The sequence below is a fragment of the Peribacillus aracenensis genome (assembly GCF_025175645.1).
Classification (GTDB): Bacteria; Bacillota; Bacilli; order Bacillales; family DSM-1321; genus Peribacillus; species Peribacillus aracenensis.
Genome location: NZ_JANZMJ010000085.1, coordinates 1 through 1623, shown reverse-complemented (window position 1 = coordinate 1623; position 1623 = coordinate 1). Strand labels below are relative to the sequence as shown.

General features: G+C 32.5%; 2 protein-coding genes and 1 pseudogene. All 3 read right to left on the bottom strand.

Annotated features, from left to right (window positions below; genetic code table 11):
- Window positions 1–185: 185 nt before the first annotated feature.
- Window positions 186–458 carry a hypothetical protein gene (locus tag N0M92_RS29010; protein ID WP_260289019.1) on the bottom strand — a complete coding sequence of 91 codons (273 nt, stop codon included), beginning with the start codon at window positions 456–458 and terminating at the stop codon, window positions 186–188.
- Window positions 459–589: 131 nt separating this feature from the next.
- Window positions 590–955, bottom strand: coding sequence for a CPCC family cysteine-rich protein (locus N0M92_RS29005; RefSeq protein WP_260289018.1), 366 nt, complete (start codon window positions 953–955; stop codon window positions 590–592).
- 522 nt (window positions 956–1477) lie between these two features.
- Window positions 1478–1623: pseudogene (locus N0M92_RS29000) on the bottom strand (IS110 family transposase); the annotation flags it as partial.

The following is a 1623-nucleotide window of genomic DNA, read 5'->3' as shown; positions in this document are numbered from 1 at the left end:
TTTAAACTGCATAGAGTAGTCCTCCTTGTTTGATGCTGGGTCAATGGTCGTTGACACTCATGCATCATACAAGAGGGCTCTTTTTCTTTCAAGACCTCGAACATCCTTCTAACAGGAATGCTGCCCCGATAGTTCCATAAAAAAAAGAGCTGATGATCAGCCCTTATATAAAAAATAACGCATCGTTAGTTCATTAATTTGTCTATACCCATTCCACAAAACATTATCGTTAGGATGAACCAAAATATATATTCTTTTTTCTTAACAATATAATTTTCAATTCCTGTTAGAAGGGTGATTATTCCTGCAATCAATCTTAAAATTCCAGAGTAAAAATACTCTATACTGTCATAAGATTGGAAATATAATATTACTGCTAAGATTATCAATGCCCACTGTATAAACAGAATAGGTTTATTTCTGTCATCCCAAAATTCTTTTCTCAAAAATGAACGCATTATTTTATCTCCTCAATCTAAATCAAGATCTCTCGTATTATAAACTGTAATGAACTAACCTTCCTCGATAGTTGCACAAAGAAAAAGATGTCTTAAAGACAGCTCTGGTCTTTTGCTAACGCACCGTTAGTTCATTTAGAGACTTCAATTAAAACCTTCTCGTAAGACTTTATTTTGCTCCAAAGTGCCTTATATTCTAACGAATCTGGTTCAAACTTGCCTAATTCAACGAAAGCACTTATTAAAGACTTTTTTGCTTCAATTTCTTTATCAGTTTGAGTAAATATATTTCTTCTATCTCTATACATAATGAGATTTTCTTTAAAATTCCTTCTTGCTTCTGTAAGAGAGTAATCCCCATTTGGACCACCCCAAACTTGATTTGCATATGGATCGTCTTGTCCATCATCTTCCCAATTACAGAGTTCACATATATCATAAATCCCACGCTCTTTCAATGTTGGAAATCCACAACAAGGACACTTTTCACGTTGCACTAAAATCCCACCCTATTACCTTTGCTTTTTATCTAGAATAAATCCAATAGTTGCCACTATAATCACTAGAAAGATACCTATACAGGCAGTAACTATGCCTTCTGTTTTGTCTTTTGCATAAAAACAAATATATGTATTAAAAGAGAAAAAAATAAAAAAAATTAATAACTTTGTAACTAAGTTAATTGTATTTATTGCTCTCACAGTAAATCACATTCCTTAATGGTGAATTAACGATATTAAATTAAAATTATTTGAACCATTAAGAAAATAATAACAATAAAGAGTAATTCTTCATAAGTGTAAAATAATCCATTTCCTTAATGAACTAACCTGCCCCGTTAGTGCCATAAGAAAAAGGCTGCCGCAGCAACCCCTGTTAATGAACTAAACCAGCTAATAGGATGTCAATATCTTTCTCTAATATTTTCATTTCCCTTATGATATACTATTTTTGGCCATGCCAAATAACCCTCCAAAACCCTTTTGGAAGGATTTTTCTCTGTTTCACAAAACCGTTAATCAGGCTAAATCTAGGAATGTTTCTTTTCTGCTTAATAAAGCATAAATCCAATGAAGCAACTTATTCATACAGGCAACGATTGACACTTTGGCAGGTTTTCCTTCTGATTTTTTCTTATCATAGAAAGCTTTAAGCTTTTTGTTCC

Coding starts and splice junctions, on each gene's coding strand:
- N0M92_RS29010 (WP_260289019.1), bottom strand. CDS start 458: ATGCGTTCATTTTTGAGAAAAGAATTTTGGGATGACAGAAATAAACCT.